Source organism: Nesterenkonia salmonea, assembly GCF_005771525.1.
Classification (GTDB): domain Bacteria; phylum Actinomycetota; class Actinomycetes; order Actinomycetales; family Micrococcaceae; genus Nesterenkonia; species Nesterenkonia salmonea.
The window spans coordinates 1-1,593 of record NZ_VAVZ01000095.1 but is presented as its reverse complement, the minus strand read 5'-3'; the positions used below and the strand labels follow the sequence as shown (position 1 = coordinate 1,593).

The window sequence follows — 1,593 nt, the reverse complement described above, 5'->3', positions numbered from 1 at the left end:
CGGAGCGTGTCAAATCAAGTGAGACGTGGAGCGGTACGGGTTACTTCACTGGATCTGGTTCTGGGGTTCGTGCAGCTGGGTCGTTGATACTGGCTTTCTGAGGCAGCTTTGGCGGCTCTGGTCGGCGGTGGAATCTCTCAGGGTGAGCCGCGTAGGCGGCATCAAGGACCTGTTGGCGCTGGTCCCGGATGATCTGCGCGGTGCCGGTATGTACCGATGTGGGGGTATGCAGTCCGATCCCGGAATGACGGTGGATGTGGTTGTACCAATAGGTGAACGCGTTCATCCATGAGCGGGCTTCCCCAATGCTGGCGAAGCGTTCGGGGTAATGGGGGCTGTACTTCATCGTCTTGAACTGGGACTCGCTGTAGGGGTTGTCATTACTGGTCCTGGGCCTGTTATGGGACCGGGTGACATCCAAATCCGAGAGCAACGAAGCCAAAGGTTTCGACGTCATCGCCGCGCCCCCATCGGCGTGCAGCCACCCCGGGGCACGTCCTTGTTCGATGATTGCCTCAGCGAGCAGATCAGAAGCCAGCTGCCCATCTTCAATCTGCTCGATTCGCCAGCCGATCACCATCCGGGAGTAGATATCGATAACCACATAGGCGTGGTACCACACACCTTTGGCCGGGCCCCGCATCTTCGTGATATCCCAACTCCATACCTGGTTCGGTGCGGTGGCCACCAGCTCTGGGATCACCCGCGGCGGATGCACTGCTTGCCGGCGGCGCTCCCCATTCATCCGGTGGGCTTTAAGGATGCGGTGCATGGTGCGCTGGGAGCAGTAGTACCGGCCGGCATCCAGTTCAGTGGCCCACACCTGGGCCACCGAGGCATCAGCGTAGTCATCACTGATGAGCACCCCAAGGACCCGTTGCCGCTCGGTCTCGGTCAGTTCCGCCGGGTGCTGTGGCTTCGGGTGAGGCCCGTAGACCTTCAGCTTGGGGTTGGCCTGCCGGTGGTGAGTAGCCCTCGACCGGCCCACCAGGGCACAAGCCCACACGATCCCGATCAGTACCGCCAACAAGGCGGCCGTCTCAGCCTGCCAGGTACGCCACTTCTGGCGGGTCACTTCTGGTCTTTCTTGGAGAGAGCCTCCAAAAACTCGACTCCTTTTCCCAGCACCTCCAGAGCCTCCTCTCGCTTGGCCAGGACCTTGTCCTTACGCGCGGACTCCGCCTCAGCTTTGGCCAGAGCCCGTTCCAGCTCAGCGATGCGCTGCTGCTCCGGGGACTTGTGCTTACCTGATCGGCGTTTACCCATACTGGCCAGTGTTCCGGCCTCGAGGTGTCGACGCCAGTCCTTGATATGAGAATCGAACAAGCCTTCCCGTCGTAGCACCTCACCTTTGGTGCCGACCGCAGCAGCGTCGTACTCGGCGACGATGCGACGCTTGTACTCTGCGGTGAAGCTACGCCGCTTAGCCCGAGAACCCCGGGGAGCCCCAGGCGCCCCGCCGGCAATCGCGGTAGTGGTCTCAGGAGTCTCGATAGGTGCTGTGGTCATTGCTGGGTTCCTCTCGTAGTGAATGGATCTCCCAGTCTCATAACCGCTCAGCCCGGGGGTCTCACCTCAGTCTGGCAGAGAGGG

2 protein-coding genes are annotated in these 1,593 nt (G+C 61.3%); both read right to left on the bottom strand.

Features of this window, described 5'->3' with window-relative positions:
• Window positions 1-40 precede the first annotated feature (40 nt).
• The gene (locus tag FEF26_RS15410; RefSeq protein WP_138254412.1) at window positions 41-1,075 is read right to left on the bottom strand and encodes an IS3 family transposase; all 1,035 of its coding nucleotides are present in this window, start codon (window positions 1,073-1,075) and stop codon (window positions 41-43) included.
• A complete protein-coding gene (locus FEF26_RS15990; protein ID WP_208012961.1) occupies window positions 1,072-1,509 on the bottom strand; it encodes a transposase in 438 nt (145 codons plus the stop codon). The genes FEF26_RS15410 and FEF26_RS15990 overlap by 4 nt, the downstream gene beginning before the upstream one ends.
• Between the last annotated feature and the right edge of the window lie 84 nt (window positions 1,510-1,593).

Bases quoted from the DNA above. Each gene is read 5' to 3' on its own strand.
- FEF26_RS15990 (WP_208012961.1), bottom strand. From the start codon at position 1,509: ATGACCACAGCACCTATCGAGACTCCTGAGACCACTACCGCGATTGCC.